Raw genomic sequence first — 17,655 nt, 5'->3', positions numbered from 1 at the left:
CGAATGAGGCCAGGTTAAAATTCTGTAACATCAGGGGGAACACGACATCATGAACTGGAAAAGCAAGATCATTACTGCAAGTGTAACAGCAACGATGCTGATGGGAAGTCTGACAACAGGAGCATTAACGACACCTGCATCAGCAGCGGCAGTTGATAATTCAAAAGTTAAAGTCATCTGGGGCGTTAATTTGCGTACATCGCCATCTTCTTCCGCAAGCATTGTTCGTTTGGTGCCAAAAGGAGAGACTGTCACGGTAGTGCAAAAATCCGGATCAGGCTGGTATAAAGTTACGGACTCCGGTAACCGGACAGGATACATATCATCTTCTTCAAAATATACACAAGCCGTGAAAGGCAACACGACAACAGGAAGTTCAGTCACAGGCAGTGCTTCGGTAGAGAAAGTCATAGCTGCTGGTATGAAATATTGGGGAACGCCTTATGAATTTGGGGCAAGTCGTAATAGTACGGCTACGTTCGATTGTTCAAGCTTTGTCCGCCAGGCATTTATTGATGCACTTGGAATCAAGCTTCCATCCGATTCGCGTAAACAAGGTGCTTATGTGAAAGCTAATGGTACCGTTCAGACCAATTGGAAAAATCTGAAGCGTGGTGACCTGATGTACTTTATGTCCTACAAAGGCAGCTCGGCTTCATCGTATTCTAGTGTGAACAAATCCACTGCTACGATTACCCACACGGGAATTTATCTGGGTGACGGCAAAATTCTGCACACTTATTCCAATGCTGGCGGCGGTGTAACGATTAGTGATATCTCCGGCAAACATTGGGAGTACCGTTTCCTGTTTGGTGGGAGTGCACTTTAAGTTCCAGCACGCTTATTAAATAATGAACATATATAGAACCTTCCATCTCTGCTTATACGGGGGATGGAAGGTTCTTTTTGTTGTTTATTAGTCCTGGTAGTACAGACGGAACAGAATATCCTGATCATAGTTGCCGAATCCTTGACCATACAACGTCAACCCGCCCACATGCTGCGCATCTTCCTCCACGGAGAGGCGTAATGTCCACTGATTGCGTTCCACGGGAATATCAGCAAGCGTAACTTCGGACATAAGCTGTCCATCAATAAATGTGCCCTCATGGGTAATACGCAGCACTTTGAGCATGCCGTATTGATTGACACTGTCGCTCCACCATTCCGGGGTGAACATGCCTCGTCCATTTCCGGAATCTCCAGGACTTGTCCATTCACCTAGTCGAATTCCGTTGAGCATGAAGGTAATATCCGAGGGCCAATTTGGGTTGACCGAAGGGGCCTCTGAACCTATTTCAAGTGACAATTCAATGGCACTGATCTGTTGACCTGACAAGATATAGTTTGGGATTTTGTATTCTACGAATCCGCGTCCAAACCAGAGAATATGGGCATGCATGCGTTCGGGATCCAGAAAATAGCGTGGATCATCATATTGTCCAATGACCTGATTGGATGTAGCCAGACCACAAGTTGGATACACATCAAAATGGGTATAATGCCCGACAGGGATTGCCACTTCATGAAGCTTGCGGGAAGCTCCCGTTTCCTGTGGCATATAGATGCCAATCCAGTCGACTGCCAGGCTGTTCATTTTGTGCGTGCCGCCATCCTTGCGAATCATTTTAGACTGAATAATGCCCACATCCTGAAGCTTGCGAACATGCATGGTTACAATTGCGCTGCTCAGGCCGAGTGATGCGGCAATGTCCTTCACGTTCATAGGGGTCTCCGCGACAAGTCTGATAATCTGCAGACGCACTTCACTCGCGAGTGCTTCGTATAGGGGCAACCATTCTGCATCGGTATTTGCTCTAATCACATCTGTTCCTCCATTTTTGATTTATAGAATTAAGTTAAACATAAATCCAGTCAAAAGAATAACATTTTGCAAAATTCAGGTTGAAATTGGTGCCATAATCGATTTTAATATAAATATGAACGTTGATCCATAGATTATCAATTAATTTTTATATTAATCTTAGGGAGCTGAACTTCACGATGGAAAAAGCAAAAATGACGGTAGACAAGGATTTCACAATTGGCGTAGTTGATAAACGTTTATATGGTTCATTTATTGAACATCTGGGACGTGCCGTATATGGTGGTATATATGAGCCGGGTCATCCTACAGCAAATGAAGCGGGATTCCGTGGAGATGTGCTGGAGATGGTTAAGGAGCTGCAGGTTCCGATTGTGCGGTATCCTGGCGGTAACTTTGTATCCGGTTACAATTGGGAGGATTCTGTTGGTCCTGTGTCTGAACGCAAACGCAGACTGGAACTCGCCTGGAGAACAATCGAGACCAATGAATTTGGGTTTAACGAATTTGTGGATTGGTCCAAACAGGCGAATTCGGAAGTGATGATGGCCGTCAATCTGGGAACACGGGGTGTAGACGCAGCCCGCAACATCGTGGAGTACAGCAATCATCCTGAAGGTTCCTACTATAGTGATTTACGTATTAAACATGGATACAAAGAGCCTCATGCCATCAAAACCTGGTGTCTTGGCAACGAAATGGACGGTCCGTGGCAGATTGGTCACAAAACAGCAGAAGAGTATGGACGGATTGCACTTGAAGCGGCAAAAGTGATGAAGTGGACAGATCCAACGATTGAGCTGGTTGCATGCGGAAGTTCATCCCTGGGTATGCCATCCTTCCCGGAATGGGAAGCAACGGTACTGGATCATACGTATGATCATGTTGAATATCTGTCGCTCCATCAGTATTACGGTAATGCTGAGCAGGATACGCCAACATTCCTTGCGCGTTCCCTTGAGATGGATCGTTTTATTAAGACGGTAAAAGCGACCTGCGATTATATCAAAGCGAAGAAGCGCAGCAAGAAGACGATGTTCCTGTCCTTTGATGAATGGAACGTCTGGTACCACTCTAATGAAAGTGACAAGAAGCTGGACCCGTGGCTGATTGCTCCGCCACAGTTGGAGGACGTATACAACCATGAAGATGCCCTGCTTGTGGGATGTATGCTGATCAGCATGCTGAAACATGCGGACCGAGTTAAGATGGCGTGTCTGGCGCAGCTCGTCAACGTGATCGCTCCAATCATGACCGATAATGGTGGTGCTGCATGGAGACAGACGATCTTCTATCCGTTCATGCATGCTTCCGTGTTTGGACGTGGAACAGCACTTGTACCGTTGATCCAGTCCCCGAAATATGACACCAAACAAATTACGGATGTTCCTTATCTGGAGGGCATTGCGGTGCATAACGAAGAGCAGGGTGAAGTAACTGTTTTCGCTGTAAACCGTCATCTGGAAGAATCACTTCCACTTGAAGTGGATCTGCGCAGCTTTGGGAAGTGCCGCTTGATTGAGCATATTGTGCTGGAAAGTGATGATCTAAAAGCAGCGAATACCGCAGCACAGCCGAATCGCGTTGCTCCGCATAATCGTGGTGATGCAGAAGTATCAGATACACTGATCACGGCAAGCCTGGCCAAAGCTTCGTGGAACGTAATTCGATTGAAAGTTCAATAATAGGTGAAATGAGTCGAGGAATCATTCAGGGTTACACTGAGCACTCCGGTGGTGGAGATAACTTGGGATCGTTGTGTTCCTCAACTATAAACGTAAATAAAAGCTGGATGCGAACAAATCGCATCCAGCTTTTTCGTGTTTCTTGGAGAGAACTACTAGAGAAGACTCCATTTTTTAAAAATCACTCATCTCATCAATGAACTTTATTTCAACTCCGTATCCGGTCCGAATACAAAGCTCTCGCCGTCGCGTGGAATGAGCACCTGTCCATCCAATTGTTCGGATGCCAGATAACTCGCGAGGTCCACGCGGGCCATCATGCAATGGTTAATGGCATCCATATGCACAGCAATCACATGTGCATCCGGTGCATGGCGTTTCACGGCAGCGACGTCAGGCCCGTCCATCGTAATCGGATCTCCTTGCAGGAAGCGGGCACCGCCAGCATTCACCACAATCACCTCAGGTTGATATTGACGAATGGCTTCGGCTGGTTCTTCGCACCAGATGGTATCCCCGGCGATATAGGCGACAGGTTCTTCGTCAGCTTCCAATACAAAACCAGACACCTTGCCCATACGTTCGCCGATTTCTCCGGTTCCGTGTTGTCCTGAAGTGCGGGCAAAACGGACAGAATGATACTCGTGTTTCTCATCCACGGCGGTAACGTTGGTAAATCCGGCTCCATTGAACACGGCTTCATCTCCTGGCTGGCACAGCAGAGGTACATCGTTGCGGAGCTGCTTCGCTGCTGCTTCATCCCAGTGATCGGGGTGGGTATGCGTAACGATCACCAGATCCGGATTCATATAATCCGTTTCCGTCTCGGGTAAGGAGACTCTAGGATTGCGTAATTCATTGGGCGTGTTCGGGAAAGCAGGCATCACTTCTTTATCCATCAACATGGGATCAACCAGTATATTCAGACCCCCATATTCCAACCATAATGTAGCATTACGAATCAATTGAATTTTCATCGAACCTGCACTCCTTCGGGAATTAATGTTATTATCCTATATGTTATACAACCCGTTTATGGGCGTAAATAACACACTGAAAGAAAACAGACCACTTTAATTTCAAGTTGAAAGGATTGCAAAATAGATGAATGAGACGATTGATGATACAGATATACGCATACTGAAAAGCCTGATCCGGGACGCCAAACGCTCTCACAAAGAGATCGGCGAAGAGGTGCATCTGACCGGACAGGCTGTAGGTGCGAGAGTGCGTAAGCTGCATGATCTGGGTGTGATTGAAGGCTATACGGTAAAATGGAACCCGGAACGCCTCGGCTTGGGCCTGCAGGCATTTGTAACGATTTTTCTGAATTCCGGCGACCGACATGCCGCCTTCCGTGAATTTATGGCTGCGCGTGAAGACATCGTGGAGGTTCACCGTGTCAGCGGAGAGGGCTGTTATCTGATGATCGTACGCACAGGAACAATGGAGCAGCTTGGCAGTTTGCTGGAAGCCATTTTACCGTATGGAAATTATAGAATGAACCTGTCTGTTGGTATCGAAAAGTCGGAATGATGTCAGCTGGATTTCAGATGTCCTGTTGCTGTTTCTCTCGGAGCGTCTCCTGCAGAAGGACAACTGCTTGACTGAGCTCTTTTTTGGTTAGTAAATGATCGGTCTGGATATGACGCCGGGTGCCGTCTTTCAAATACAGGGCAATCATGGGGGAAGCAGACAATATCCATTTGCTGAAGGCGGGAGAGCCAAGCTCAATTTTACGAATCTCATTCCAGGGAATGGTCCGTTTAAGGGTATGAAGTCCTTCATCATTCCAGGATAATAACACAGGAGAACTCGCGATTGCGCGGGATAGAAACATAAAAAATAAAGGCCCGATAAACCACATGCCAAGAATGGCTGCGATGGAATAATACAACGTCTCGAGTTGTCCAGCATGATCGTCATAGATGATCCATAACAGGGTGACACATAACAGCAAGAACAGAAGACATATTGCTCCTTTCCATATAGCCGTGAAACGGCGGTAGGCAATCTGTCGATGCTCAAGCTTCGACTCTGATGATTTGGATAATTCAGGTTTCATAAATACGCCTCCTTAACATCATTTCCCAGAAAATATACCAAACATGCCGCCTGCATCGCAGAGCGGCACGTTCAACGTTATTTAACCCATTTGGTTGGATGAGCTAGCCAGAAATAGCTGAATCATTACCAGCTTCACGCGCATGGGTGTAAAGATCAGCATAGACTCCTTCAGCATCGATCAACTTCTGGTGTGAGCCTTCCTCAACAATCTCACCATTCTCCATAACGAGAATCCGATCTGCATGCATGACTGTAGATAAACGATGCGCAATAACAACCGTTGTTCTTCCCTGAGAGACGGATTCCAGCGCCTGTTGTACCAATTGTTCGGTATGCGAATCCAGATTCGCGGTTGCTTCATCCAGTATAAGCACTCGGGGCTGAAAGACCACGATTCGGGCAAACGATATCAGTTGACGTTCTCCGGCCGACAGACCACTTCCACGTTCGGAAAGACGAGTATCATACCCTTGCGGTAAACGTGAAATCATGGCATGTGCTCCGACGAAACGGCAGGCCTGAATAGCCTGCTCTCTTGTAATATCCTCGCGGAACATGCGTACATTGTCAATGATGGAGCCTGAGAATAGGAATGGTTCCTGCTGGATCAGACCAACGATCCGATGAAGATTGGCCTGCGGGAAATGGCGAATATCTACGCCATCGATCTCGATGCTGCCCTGATTCACATCGTAAAAGCGATTGAGCAGGGAGATCAACGTACTTTTGCCAGCGCCTGTTGTGCCTACAATACCCACCATTTCACCTGGATAAAGATGCAGATTCATATGCTGAATCAGGGGGCGATCTGCCCGATAGCCGAATGAAACATCATTAAAATCAATCTGTCCCATCACGTTCCGTGGTTCAAGTGTGGAGGCAGTCCCGGGTTTGGGGTCATCGACTTCTGGACGAGTACTCAGAATGTTCCAGATTCGATCCATGGATACGGTTGTCGACTGGAATGTGTTCCACTGCATGGTGATCTGGTTAATCGGCTGGAAGAACTGACGGATGTAACTGATAAACGCATAGAGCACACCCACCTGCAATGATTCACCCAGCACGGCACGTCCTCCAAGCCATACCATCATAACGAGCGCCGCATTGCCAAGGATATCAAACGTCCGGTTGAATATAACATTCGAACGAGCTTGTGTGATATTGGCCTTCAGGTGAAGTTGGTTCTGTTCCGTGAATCTTTTCTTCTGTTCTTCTTCCTGATGGAAGGCCTGGATCAAAAACATGCCGGACAGGTTCTCTGCCGTAAATGCAATCAAACGGGAGAGACGAGTTCGGGCATTCTGATAAGCCCTGCGTAGCTGGCTCCGAAATAATACAGCAACGATGGCGATCACAGGCAACACGATGAGAGAGTACCCTGCGAGTACCGGATCGAGCTGGAACATAAAGACGATAATGAGCACCAGCATCATGCCATCCCGGATGAGACTAAGCAGTACTTGGGTGAAGAAACTACTGATCGTTTCCGTATCACTAGATACATTCGTCACCAGACTGCCGATATGGAAGCGATCAAAGAAAGACATTGACATTTTGGAGATATGCTTGAACAGGTCTTTACGAATGCGAGAGACGATGTTCTGACCGACATGTTGCAGCAGATTGTTTTGTACATAGGTAAAAATAAAGCTGATTACAGCCAGCCCCAAAAAGATAGCTGCCAACTGGACAAGAAAGCCTACACTAGTCTGACCAATTGCCAGATGATCATCGATCGCGATCTTCACCAGGTAAGGCTGAAGCAAATCGGCGGAGATGCCGAGCAGCGAACAGAAAAAAATACCTGTGAAGGCCCATTTATGGGGTTTGGCGTAGGACATCATCGCTTTGAAGGAAGTGCGCTTACTCTGGTCTGCGCCTGCATCGGAACCGGACCCATGCCCTGACGGTGCTTGTGCTCCGGCATCTGAACGAACTTCAGCGTTACGGTCAGTCATGATGTAATCCCTCCTCCTGCAAACGATAGGTTGCAGCATATAACCCTTTTGCGGCCATCAGACCTGCATGTGTTCCCTGTTCAGCGATTCGGCCTTCATCCAGAACGATTATTTCGTCGGCATGACGGACCGCACTAATCCGGTGGGAGATAATCAGCGTTGTTTTTCCTTTGCCGATCTCACGAAGGCTGCGCAGAATGCCACTTTCAGTGACGGCATCCACAGCACTCATGCTGTCATCTAGAATGAGCACCTGCGCTTTTTTGATCAACCCCCGTGCCAGACTGGTGCGCTGACGCTGCCCACCAGACAACGTGAGTCCGCGCTCACCCAGCAGGGTATCGAACCGATCAGGGAACCGGATAATGTTCTCGTATATCATCGCTTGTCGTGCACTGTGCTCTACGGTGTCTAGCGGAACCTCACGGTCGCTAAAAGCGATGTTGTCCCGAATGGTTGTACTGAACAGGAATCCATCCTGCGGTACATAGGCAATACGGGATCGCAGACTTTCCAGCGACAGCTGCCGGATGTCGGTTCCGTTAATACGCATCGTGCCTTCACGCGGCTCATATGTACGCAACAATAGCTTCACAAAGGTACTTTTACCAGAACCTGTTCTGCCCACAATGCCCACGGTTCGTCCTGCCTGGATATTCAGACTGATGTTTTTGAGCGCAGGGGATAAACTGCCGGGATAGGAAAAGGACAGATTCTCTATCGTAATGTCGTTCACGGCTTTGAGACTTGTCGCATTGGGAAGCTCGCGCACGTCAGGCACTTCCGTCAACAGATCATTTACCCGCTCCAGTGATGCTCCAGAACGCTGCATGGTATTGATCACATTACCGATTTGTTGAAGCGGTCCCATGATGATCCGCAAATATAGCGTTAATGCAACAAAACTTCCGAGTGTAATGGAGTTCTGCATCGTCAAAATTCCGCCAACAAGCAGGGAGACAACCAATGAAATGGCACCCAGTAGCGGTAGCAAGGCCTGAAATAGAGAGGACAGACGAACAAGCCGCAGCTGTTTGCTTTTGATTGCATCTACTGTGAATCCAAAACGTTCACGGGCGCTGTCTTCAATGGCAAATGTTTTGGTTACACGAATACCACCCAGCTGTTCCTCTGCGGATTCCGTCATCGTTGCAAGAGCATCCTGCACATCACGAGAGCGCTTGCGAATTCGCGGACCGAAAAAAACGACCAGAAAGGGAATGGCCAGCAAAGGCACAATACTGATCAGAATAAGTTCTATCGGGATTCCGCTGAGCAGCATCATCACGATGCAAGATAATAATAGAAATGTTGCATTGGTCATCATGGTGACGCCGTTGGAGATGGCTTCACGTACAGAGGTGACATCATTCATGACGTAACTGAGCAGTTTCCCATTTCCCTGTTTGGAAAAATAGTGCTCGCTAAGTTCGGAAAACTTGCCGAAAATGCGCTCACGTGTCATGAATTCGAAGCGGCGTCCAAGCTTCATGATCATGAATTGCCCGGTACCGAATAACAGATTATAAGCGATGGCTATAGCCAAAAGCGAAAGACTGTACCGGATGACCGTATTCATCTGAAGGGTGTTCTGCATGAGTTGATCCGTGAAGCTGCCCAGAATTCGGGGCAAGGACGCCTGACCCACATTGGAGGCAATAATCAGTAGTACAGCGAACAGATATACGGGCCAGTTGGCAATGACATAGCCTCGTAGTAATCCTTTCTTGGACATAAGATTTGTTCTCCTTTGTTCAGGGTAAAAGTTGGTTTGGAATCGGAGTCAAGAAAAGGGCCGACACCTGATAATAGCGCGTCGTGCCCTCTTACTTTATGCGATCCGGTTTGCTGTTTATCCGTCATTCGATAGAATTCTCTATTCTTATTTTTGCGCTAATCGGTAAGGATGTCAACGAAGCAAGCAAGCATAATGGAAAGAAAGCAGATCAGCGCCCGCAGAGTAAGGGATATATGCAGTATTTCCGTCATTTATTCACCAGATGTTGATTTTACTGAAACATTTCAGGAGAGTCTCCCGTCTGTAGGATTGAAGAGGTCAAAAATTGGGTTTACTAAATATGGAGGTGCCAAGAAATGAAACATAAAAAAGGATTGGCTGCAACGCTTGCGCTCTGTGTGTCTTTGACGGCAGGAGGTGCATCGGTACTTGCATTTTCGGATGTAAAAGATGAAGGACAAAAAACGATTGTGGACTCGTTACATGCCAAGGGTGTTGTTAATGGAGTAACGGCGGATCTGTTTCGTCCAGATCTAGCATTGTCCGAGCCACAAGGTGTTCAACTGATCGTGAACGCTTTTGGTCTGAAAAATGAATACGCTGCCGCCTCGGCACAAAATAAAATTAGTCCAACGACCTGGTACGCCGATGCCGTTCAGGCTGCAACACAGAATGGTCTGTCCATTCCGGTGGAGTTGAATCCACAGGCCAAAATGACGCGTGAGCAGTTTGCCATTTTGCTCCTTGAAGGGATCAATACAACCGGAGAATATCCGGTGATCATGCTGTATAATGATATTAAGGACGAAAATAAAATCGGTAAGGACGCCAAATCTGCGGTCCAGAACCTGCTGAACATGGACATCATTGAACTGGATAAGGACGGGAACTTCCGTCCAGATCAGTCGCTTACCCGTATGGAGGCTGCAAGCATGATCTTCAATGCACTTGAATTCGTAGATAAGCACGGCAATGGCGGATCGACAGAACCGACTCCAACGAATCCAGGCGAAGGCCAACAAGGGATTGTGCCTACCGTGACATCAACCAAAGTGGATGACAAGACGGTAAAAGTCAAACTGACCGCACAAATGCCTCATCCTGGTTATGGGTTGAAGATTGAAGATGTGAAACTGGAGAAGGATGGACGTGCCATTGTGCTGTATACCATTATCCAACCTGACCCGGACATGATGTATCCAATGGTTATTACCGATGTTACCGCAGAGACAGACATTCCAACAGGATACACTGCAGAAGCACAGCCTTCTGGAAAATAATCAAGCCTTACCAGCGTGCTTCGATCCTTGATCGGAGCGCGCTTTTTTTTGATTTCTTTCTGAAACCGACGATCGATATGAAGAATTTGCGTAGGGAGAGGGGCTGTCTTTCAGTCCGAATCTTGAGTAGTCCGACTGAAATGTAATAATTCTATTTATGTATGTTATATTTTGTGACTCATAGGTGATTAGAAAAGTAGGATTGAGTTAATTTGTGTAATTTTATATGACATTTAAATTATCATTTATAAGATGTAAATCAATATCTATATAGGTGATAAAGCTGCTTCGTGTTAACGGAGCGGCTTTTTTTCTGGCCTGATCCAAAAATTATCATTCATTCCAGCTCTCCATGTCATGTGCAAAATCAACATATATGACTGGATATACCCAGTGTTTATCTACGTTTGTGTGCATTGTAGTCAAGGATAAAAACGACATATTTACCGAGCGGGGAAGAAACTCATAGAATAAAGCCAAGCCATAAGGGTGCTTGATGCAGGTGGTAAATATATGATAGATAATATTACATTTATGTGATTGAATTAAATCTATCCTTATCACTTTTTCTAAGCATCAGGTAGAGAAGGAAGACAAATGCATAAGAAAAGGGGGAGAAACAAAGTAGCAATGAAGAGGAACTTCTATTACATTCAAGATGTCGATGGGCAGAGCATGCTAAGACCTTGCGACCTGTATGACCGATGTGAATCCAGAATGCGACCTACACACATGGAATACCTCTTTCCTAAACATATGTGGGTTTTGACTTTAAGGTCTGTTTCTCAACTTTCATTCAGATCGGACATCTCTCAAGTTCATGCGAAGCTACTCTAAACGACAACTTCAAGAGGGAAATGAGTCAAATTCCACATGTTTTATGCCTCCAAAATGACAATGACAAGTTTAAACGAAAAGCGTAAACCCTTGTTTTAACAGTACTTTCCGTGTTTTTAACAGTGAAGATCGAAATAGCATATTTACGGATTCGGAAATGATCCATAAACTCAGTATGTAAGCGTTACCAAATTGCGAGGGAAACAAGGCCTCGCATGATAGAAATGTGGTCCGGGACTCATTCCTTACATTTGAACAGGAGTGTTTCGCTCTTCTTACAAAACGGACGGATTTTCATTTAGAAAAGGAGGAAACAACTGATGCAGCCAGAAGGGAAGTCCGCCTTGTCGCAAAACCTATCGGTGTACACGATTCCGAACAGCAAGAAAAATAAATTATGGAGAAGGATGATTCGAAACTGGGAGTTGTATCTGTTTATCGCGCCAGCATTTCTATACTTTCTGATTTTTCATTACGGGCCGATGTACGGCATACAAATCGCATTCAAAAACTTTATCCCGACGCTTGGTGTTACGGGAAGCCCGTGGGTTGGGTTCGATCATTTTATCCGCTTCTTTAATTCGTATTATTTCTGGGATTTGTTATGGAATACCCTCAGTATCAGCTTGTATGAGCTAGCTATAGGTTTTCCGCTGCCGATCATTCTGGCGTTAGCCTTCAATGAAGTAAAGGACTCCTTCTTCAAACGTACCGTACAGACGGTCACGTATGCACCACATTTTATTTCGGTCGTTGTCATGTCGGGTATGATCATTACCTTCTTATCGCCTTCGTCAGGCATGATTGTCAATTTGGTGGAGGCTCTTGGATTTCAGGCCCCTCAATTTCTGACGGACCCTGCGTGGTTCAAGACGGTGTACGTACTCTCAGGTGTCTGGCAGAGTGCAGGCTGGGGTACCATTATATACCTCGCAGCTCTCTCGGGTGTGGACCCGCAACTGCATGAAGCAGCTGTGGTGGACGGTGCGAGCCGGTTTAAACGGATTCTGCATATTAACATTCCAGCGATCATCCCTACGATCACCATTTTGTTAATTCTGAATATGGGCAGTATTCTGGGTGTCGGATTCGAGAAAATCTTGCTGCTGCAAAATCCGTTGAACATGGGTTCATCCGATGTCATCTCGACATTTGTCTATCGGTCCGGTCTGGTTGATGCGCAATACAGTTTCTCCACAGCTGTAGGATTGTTTAATTCGGTAGTTAATGCAATTCTGCTGATTACGGTGAACCAAATAGCACGTCGCACCAGTGAAAATAGTTTGTGGTAAAAGGAGGGGAAAACACATGTCAACCGCGGTTAAGGAAAGCAGAAGCGATAAAGTGTTCTTATGGTGCAACTACATCTATCTGACGATAGCGCTCGTCATTGTGCTTTACCCGCTGTTATACATCATTAGCGCCTCAATCAGTGATCCCAAATTTGTAAGCTCCGGTGAGATGTGGTTGCTACCTAAAGGAATTACGTTTGAAGGTTATGCCCGCGTATTTGAGAACACCAACATCTGGATTGGGTACAAAAATACGATCATCTATACTGTCTTAGGTACACTCGTCAACCTGATGGTTACTCTTCCAGCAGCCTACGCGCTCAGCCGCTCTGATTTTGCGGGACGTGGATTCTTCATGGCTATGTTTATGGTAACGATGTTCTTCAGCGGAGGGCTTGTCCCGAGCTACTTGCTGGTTAAAGATCTTGGTATGGTGAACAGCATTTGGGCACTTATTCTGCCGGGAGCTGCATCCATCTGGAATATTATCGTATGCCGTACGTTTTTCCAATCGACCATTCCCAAGGAGCTGCAGGAAGCGGCCCATATCGACGGGTGTACCAACACTCGGTTGTTCATTCGAATTGTGCTTCCGCTTTCCATGCCAATCATTGCCGTGATGGCGCTCTTCTACGGTGTCGGACACTGGAACAGCTATTTCAGTGCCATGATCTATTTAAATGATTCCTCGAAGTATCCACTGCAGCTCTTTCTGCGCCAAATCCTGGTACTTCAGGAGATGGCAGCACAGGGCGGGGGAGCTATCGATACCTCTTCAGCAACAGCGATGAATTCCAAAGCGGAAATTGCTGCGCTGGTCAAATATGCTGTCATTATTGTTTCAACTTTACCTGTGATTGCAATTTATCCATTTCTTCAGCGTTACTTTGTGCAGGGTGTTATGATCGGTTCCGTTAAGGGATGATCTTAAACCATAATCCACACTAAAAAAGGGGAGTTGTCGTCATGAAAAAGCTTCGCAAGGCTTCATCCATTGTACTCTGCCTTACCCTATCAGCAGCATTGCTTGCAGCTTGTGGTTCCAATGAAGATGGAGGTTCTGCGACTTCAAATGTCGAAGGGGTCAAAAAAGAAGGATTCCCGATTGTGGACAAACCACTTACGTTAAAGGTCATGTCCCAGGATGCAGGCGTAGCCGACTGGAACACGATGCCAGTCCTGCAAGAGATGGAGAAATTGTCAGGTATCAAGCTGGAGTACCAGCTTTCTCCGATCGACAGCTTTGAAACAAAGAAGAACCTGGTATTCGCGAGCGGCGATTTACCGGATATGTTCTATGCTGCGGATCTCAAGCCAGCTGAGCAGGTTACTTATGGAACTCAAGGCATTCTGATCCCACTGGAAAAATACATTGATGAGGGCTATGCCCCGAATATTAAGAAGATTCTCGACGAAAACCCGGATGTTCGCAAATCATTTACAACGCCTGACGGACATATGTATGCACTGCCATTTATCGATACGGCTGCCGTGTGGTACAGAGGCCCGATGTGGTATAACGGGGAATTCCTAAAAGCACTTAATGTAGAGGAACCTAAGACGACGGAAGAATTATATACGTACCTGAAGCGTGTTAAGGAAGAAGACCCTAACGGCAACGGACAACAAGATGAAATTCCGCTTACTTCTGTAAAACTGGACGATCTTCGTATGTACTTCTTCGGATTCTGGGGAATGTACAACGAAGGAATCTACGCGGATAAGGACGGAAAAGTTCACTATCCTTATCAAGAAGAAGGTTACAAAGGTTATCTGACGTTCATGAACCGCTTGTGGAAAGAAGATTTGCTGGATCATGAGACCTTCTCTCAAACAGGCGATCAGAAAAAAGCAAAAGGCGAAAGCAACAAGCTTGCGCTGTTCAATGACTACCATCCATACTTCACACTCGGCGGCGAGCCTAGCACGAAGCATCCGCTGATGACACCCGTGAAGAGTGAGATCGCAGACTCACCTGTATACGGTAAACACCCAGGCATATCGGCACGTGGTACCTTTGCTATTACGAGCAGCAACCCGTCCCCTGAGGCAACTATGCGTTGGATCGATTATATGTACAGCTATGATGGGGCGACCCTGTTCAATCAAGGTCCTGAAGGTCTGCTGTGGAAATTCAAAGACAAGGAAAATCTCGTAAAAGAGTGGCTGCCTGTTCCTGGCGGCGGGGATCGTGAGGAATATCGCGGTAAAATCACGCCGAACTATGGCATTTTGACACCGGGTATTAATGATCCGGATATCGCGAAAGGTCTTCGCACCGAATTTGATGAATGGCTTGACCAGCAGAATCAAGAGAAGTTGGTGCCTATCGGAAAATCACCATTCCCTAACGTTTATTTAACAAATGAAGAGCAAAGCGAAGCGACCGCTTTATTATCTGATCTGGATACGTACGTCAAGCAGATGGAAGCGAAGTTCGTAACAGGCCAAGAGCCGCTTGAGAACTGGGATAAGTATATTGCACAGATCAAAAAAATGGGCAGCGACCGTATCGTTGAACTGTATCAAGGGGCATACGATCGCTGGAACACAGGCCAATAAGAACAAGGACTCCAGAAAGAGGTGTGAACAAGGATGCAGAAATGGTTTGAAGAGGCCAAGCTGGGAATATTCATCCACTATGGCATCTATGCTGTGGACGGGGTTTCGGAATCATGGTCCTTCTATAATGGAAGGATCTCCTACGAAGAGTACATGAAGCAGCTGGACGGCTTTACGGCATCGAAGTTTAATGCACAGAAGTGGGCGGACTTGATTGAGAAATCCGGAGCCCGATACGCCGTGCTGACAACGAAGCATCATGACGGTGTTGCTCTGTGGGATACACAGTATAGTGACCTCAATGTCGTTAAGCAGACACCAGCGAATCGGGATCTCGTGAGGGAATATGCGGAAGCAATTCGGGAGAAGGGCATACATCTGGGGATGTACTTTTCGCTGATTGATTGGTCGCACCCGGATTATCCTAGCGTGACTGAAGGTGGAAAGGTACCGGAGGATCTCAGCAGTGTCAATCGGCATTCAAGCCCTGTGGATGGTGCTCAGGATCAGGAGAAATGGAAGAAATTCCTTGAGTTCAATAACCACCAGCTGCGGGAGATCATGACGAATTACGGAAAGGTGGATCTGCTGTGGTTCGATGGGGACTGGGAGCGAAGCGCCGAGCAGTGGAACCTACCGGAGTTCAAGCATTACCTGCAATCTTTTAACCCAGATGTCATCATCAACTCCCGCCTTCAAGGTTATGGGGATTATAAAACGCCAGAGCAAGGCATCCCGATTACAAGACCGGAGGGACCATGGGAGTTCTGCACCACGATCAACACATCATGGGGCTATGTGCCAACAGACCATAAATACAAATCGTTAAATCAGATCATTCGGATGTTCTGTGATTGTATTTCGATGGGTGGCAACATGTTGCTGGATATCGGTCCGCGCGAGGATGGCACCATTGATAAGAGGCAGGAGGATATTCTGCTTGGACTGGGAGCTTGGATCCGAACCCATGAAGAGGCCGTCTTTGGAACGGGCGAAGGTATTATGCCTCGCTATTATCTGGGGGGAAGCACCGTATCCGAGGACAGAAAGACATTATATCTGTTTGTTTATGACGATCCAAAAGAGAATGTATGCATCAAGGGACTATGCAACAAGATCAAGAAGATTACTGTGCTGCACTCGGGCAAAGAACTTAACCATGAGATTCATGGGGGTGTGCCTTGGTTCAATATCCCGGGGACAACGTGGATCAAAATGACCCCGGAGGACACACATGAGCAGGTGACGGTTCTTAAGCTCGAATTCGACGAGGAACTGGAAATGTACGGCGGTTCAGGAGCCGTTGTTACCCATAACTAACATTACGGGAGGGCATGCACTTATAGATGCATGCCCTCCCTCATGAAGCGGAGAGAGCGATATGAACCAAAGTGGAGTACCTGAGCCGAAGATTGAGTATGCTCCCAAACATTATATATGCAAGCGTGCGCAGGAACCGCTGATGCTGGACGGCCGCGTAGATAAGGCATTCTGGGATGCAGCTCATTGGACGGATGATTTCGTTGATATCGAAGGGGATCTTCGTCCGAAACCAGCAAAACAGACTCGGGTAAAAATGCTGTGGGATGACGACTATTTCTACTTTGCTGCCGAACTGATTGAAGATCAGATATGGGCTACGTTGACCGAGCGGGACTCTGTTATTTTCTATGACAATGATTTTGAGATTTTTATCGATCCCGACGGGGATACCCATCAATATTATGAGTTCGAGATCAATGCGCTGAATACGGTGTGGGACCTGTTATTGGTGAAGCCGTATCGGGATGGTGGACCTCCGGTCAACGGTTGGGATATCAGCGGTCTTAAGACGGCCGTACATATCGATGGGGAGCTGAACACACCTGGCGCCGATAACCGAAAATGGAGCGTCGAGGTCGCGATTCCGTGGACCAGCCTAAAGGAATGTGCAGAAGGCAACCGTCCTCCTGCACCGGGTGAGTTCTGGCGTGTCAACTTCTCACGGGTGGAATGGCAGACCGAGGTGCAGGATGGTGAGTACCGCAAGGTGGTGAATCCGGATACAGGCAAACCTTATCCGGAGGACAACTGGGTCTGGTCACCCATGGGTATTATCAACATGCATTATCCGGAGCTATGGGGATATGTCGTATTTTCGGATGACGGAATGGATCAGCCCTTTGAGCTGCCAGAAGACGAACGAATCAAATGGGAACTTCGCAGACTCTACTACCGTGAACGCAATTATTTTGAAGCACATGGTGAATTTACACAGGATGTGAAGTTACTTATGGGTGAGGAAACATTGATTTGCCAGCCTGTAATTGAAACGACCCGTAGCCTATTCCAGATTAGTACGCCTTCCTCGGACGGCACCACCTTAATCTGTATTCGGGAAGACGGAAAGCTGTGGAAGGAGTGAGCTA

The 17,655-nt window shown here is 46.9% G+C and carries 14 protein-coding genes; 9 read left to right on the top strand and 5 right to left on the bottom strand.

Annotated features, from left to right (window positions below; translation table 11 throughout):
• The first annotated feature begins 49 nt into the window (after positions 1-49).
• On the top strand, positions 50-829 hold the full coding sequence (locus ACR1R9_RS21470) for a C40 family peptidase (RefSeq protein ID WP_076290193.1): 780 nt from the start codon (positions 50-52) through the stop codon (positions 827-829).
• Positions 830-916: 87 nt separating this feature from the next.
• On the opposite strand, the gene ACR1R9_RS21465 is transcribed toward ACR1R9_RS21470, so the two are convergent.
• Positions 917-1,825: an ArsR/SmtB family transcription factor gene (locus tag ACR1R9_RS21465; RefSeq protein WP_433922767.1), complete on the bottom strand. Its 909-nt coding sequence runs from the start codon at positions 1,823-1,825 to the stop codon at positions 917-919.
• Between the two features lie 179 nt (positions 1,826-2,004).
• On the opposite strand from ACR1R9_RS21465, the gene ACR1R9_RS21460 reads away from it, so the two are divergent.
• Positions 2,005-3,510, top strand: coding sequence for an alpha-N-arabinofuranosidase (locus ACR1R9_RS21460; RefSeq protein ID WP_433922768.1), 1,506 nt, complete (start codon positions 2,005-2,007; stop codon positions 3,508-3,510).
• Between the two features lie 203 nt (positions 3,511-3,713).
• Here ACR1R9_RS21460 and ACR1R9_RS21455 read toward each other — a convergent pair whose 3' ends face one another.
• Positions 3,714-4,487: an MBL fold metallo-hydrolase gene (locus tag ACR1R9_RS21455; protein ID WP_326064944.1), complete on the bottom strand. Its 774-nt coding sequence runs from the start codon at positions 4,485-4,487 to the stop codon at positions 3,714-3,716.
• 127 nt (positions 4,488-4,614) lie between these two features.
• Here ACR1R9_RS21455 and ACR1R9_RS21450 point away from each other — a divergent pair, with 127 nt between their 5' ends.
• Positions 4,615-5,046: an Lrp/AsnC family transcriptional regulator gene (locus tag ACR1R9_RS21450; protein WP_175383622.1), complete on the top strand. Its 432-nt coding sequence runs from the start codon at positions 4,615-4,617 to the stop codon at positions 5,044-5,046.
• A 13-nt stretch (positions 5,047-5,059) separates the two neighbouring features.
• Here the strand turns inward: ACR1R9_RS21450 and ACR1R9_RS21445 are convergent, their stop codons facing one another.
• From ACR1R9_RS21445 to ACR1R9_RS21435, 3 genes are all read right to left on the bottom strand, one after another.
• Positions 5,060-5,575 (bottom strand): hypothetical protein, encoded by a 516-nt coding sequence (locus tag ACR1R9_RS21445; RefSeq protein WP_433922769.1) that lies wholly within the window; start codon positions 5,573-5,575, stop codon positions 5,060-5,062.
• Positions 5,576-5,678: 103 nt separating this feature from the next.
• Positions 5,679-7,424 carry an ABC transporter ATP-binding protein gene (locus tag ACR1R9_RS21440; RefSeq protein WP_433923670.1) on the bottom strand — a complete coding sequence of 582 codons (1,746 nt, stop codon included), beginning with the start codon at positions 7,422-7,424 and terminating at the stop codon, positions 5,679-5,681.
• Positions 7,425-7,530: 106 nt separating this feature from the next.
• Positions 7,531-9,273 (bottom strand): ABC transporter ATP-binding protein, encoded by a 1,743-nt coding sequence (locus ACR1R9_RS21435; RefSeq protein WP_433922770.1) that lies wholly within the window; start codon positions 9,271-9,273, stop codon positions 7,531-7,533.
• A gap of 359 nt (positions 9,274-9,632) precedes the next feature.
• On the opposite strand from ACR1R9_RS21435, the gene ACR1R9_RS21430 reads away from it, so the two are divergent.
• The 6 genes from ACR1R9_RS21430 (at position 9,633) to ACR1R9_RS21405 (ending at position 17,651) form a co-directional block, all read left to right on the top strand.
• Positions 9,633-10,556 carry an S-layer homology domain-containing protein gene (locus ACR1R9_RS21430; protein WP_090997860.1) on the top strand — a complete coding sequence of 308 codons (924 nt, stop codon included), beginning with the start codon at positions 9,633-9,635 and terminating at the stop codon, positions 10,554-10,556.
• 1,157 nt (positions 10,557-11,713) lie between these two features.
• On the top strand, positions 11,714-12,685 hold the full coding sequence (locus ACR1R9_RS21425) for an ABC transporter permease (RefSeq protein WP_076290185.1): 972 nt from the start codon (positions 11,714-11,716) through the stop codon (positions 12,683-12,685).
• A gap of 16 nt (positions 12,686-12,701) precedes the next feature.
• The gene (locus ACR1R9_RS21420) at positions 12,702-13,610 is read left to right on the top strand and encodes a carbohydrate ABC transporter permease (protein WP_076290184.1); all 909 of its coding nucleotides are present in this window, start codon (positions 12,702-12,704) and stop codon (positions 13,608-13,610) included.
• Between the two features lie 41 nt (positions 13,611-13,651).
• Entirely contained in the window at positions 13,652-15,247 is a 1,596-nt protein-coding gene (locus tag ACR1R9_RS21415; RefSeq protein WP_064640230.1) for an extracellular solute-binding protein, read from the top strand.
• 33 nt (positions 15,248-15,280) lie between these two features.
• Entirely contained in the window at positions 15,281-16,567 is a 1,287-nt protein-coding gene (locus tag ACR1R9_RS21410; protein WP_433922771.1) for an alpha-L-fucosidase, read from the top strand.
• A 61-nt stretch (positions 16,568-16,628) separates the two neighbouring features.
• Positions 16,629-17,651 carry a carbohydrate-binding family 9-like protein gene (locus ACR1R9_RS21405; protein WP_099855732.1) on the top strand — a complete coding sequence of 341 codons (1,023 nt, stop codon included), beginning with the start codon at positions 16,629-16,631 and terminating at the stop codon, positions 17,649-17,651.
• The last annotated feature ends 4 nt before the right edge of the window (positions 17,652-17,655 follow it).

This window comes from Paenibacillus taichungensis, from assembly GCF_050994985.1.
Lineage (GTDB): Bacteria > Bacillota > Bacilli > Paenibacillales > Paenibacillaceae > Paenibacillus > Paenibacillus taichungensis.
The sequence above is the reverse complement of the archived record's forward strand: the minus strand, read 5'-3'. Positions and strand labels throughout refer to the sequence as shown.

Coding starts and splice junctions, on each gene's coding strand:
- ACR1R9_RS21435 (WP_433922770.1), bottom strand. CDS start 9,273: ATGTCCAAGAAAGGATTACTACGAGGCTATGTCATTGCCAACTGGCCC.
- ACR1R9_RS21450 (WP_175383622.1), top strand. CDS start 4,615: ATGAATGAGACGATTGATGATACAGATATACGCATACTGAAAAGCCTG.
- ACR1R9_RS21460 (WP_433922768.1), top strand. CDS start 2,005: ATGGAAAAAGCAAAAATGACGGTAGACAAGGATTTCACAATTGGCGTA.
- ACR1R9_RS21430 (WP_090997860.1), top strand. CDS start 9,633: ATGAAACATAAAAAAGGATTGGCTGCAACGCTTGCGCTCTGTGTGTCT.
- ACR1R9_RS21445 (WP_433922769.1), bottom strand. CDS start 5,575: ATGAAACCTGAATTATCCAAATCATCAGAGTCGAAGCTTGAGCATCGA.
- ACR1R9_RS21410 (WP_433922771.1), top strand. CDS start 15,281: ATGCAGAAATGGTTTGAAGAGGCCAAGCTGGGAATATTCATCCACTAT.
- ACR1R9_RS21440 (WP_433923670.1), bottom strand. CDS start 7,424: ATGATGTCCTACGCCAAACCCCATAAATGGGCCTTCACAGGTATTTTT.
- ACR1R9_RS21425 (WP_076290185.1), top strand. CDS start 11,714: ATGCAGCCAGAAGGGAAGTCCGCCTTGTCGCAAAACCTATCGGTGTAC.
- ACR1R9_RS21415 (WP_064640230.1), top strand. CDS start 13,652: ATGAAAAAGCTTCGCAAGGCTTCATCCATTGTACTCTGCCTTACCCTA.
- ACR1R9_RS21405 (WP_099855732.1), top strand. CDS start 16,629: ATGAACCAAAGTGGAGTACCTGAGCCGAAGATTGAGTATGCTCCCAAA.
- ACR1R9_RS21470 (WP_076290193.1), top strand. CDS start 50: ATGAACTGGAAAAGCAAGATCATTACTGCAAGTGTAACAGCAACGATG.
- ACR1R9_RS21455 (WP_326064944.1), bottom strand. CDS start 4,487: ATGAAAATTCAATTGATTCGTAATGCTACATTATGGTTGGAATATGGG.
- ACR1R9_RS21420 (WP_076290184.1), top strand. CDS start 12,702: ATGTCAACCGCGGTTAAGGAAAGCAGAAGCGATAAAGTGTTCTTATGG.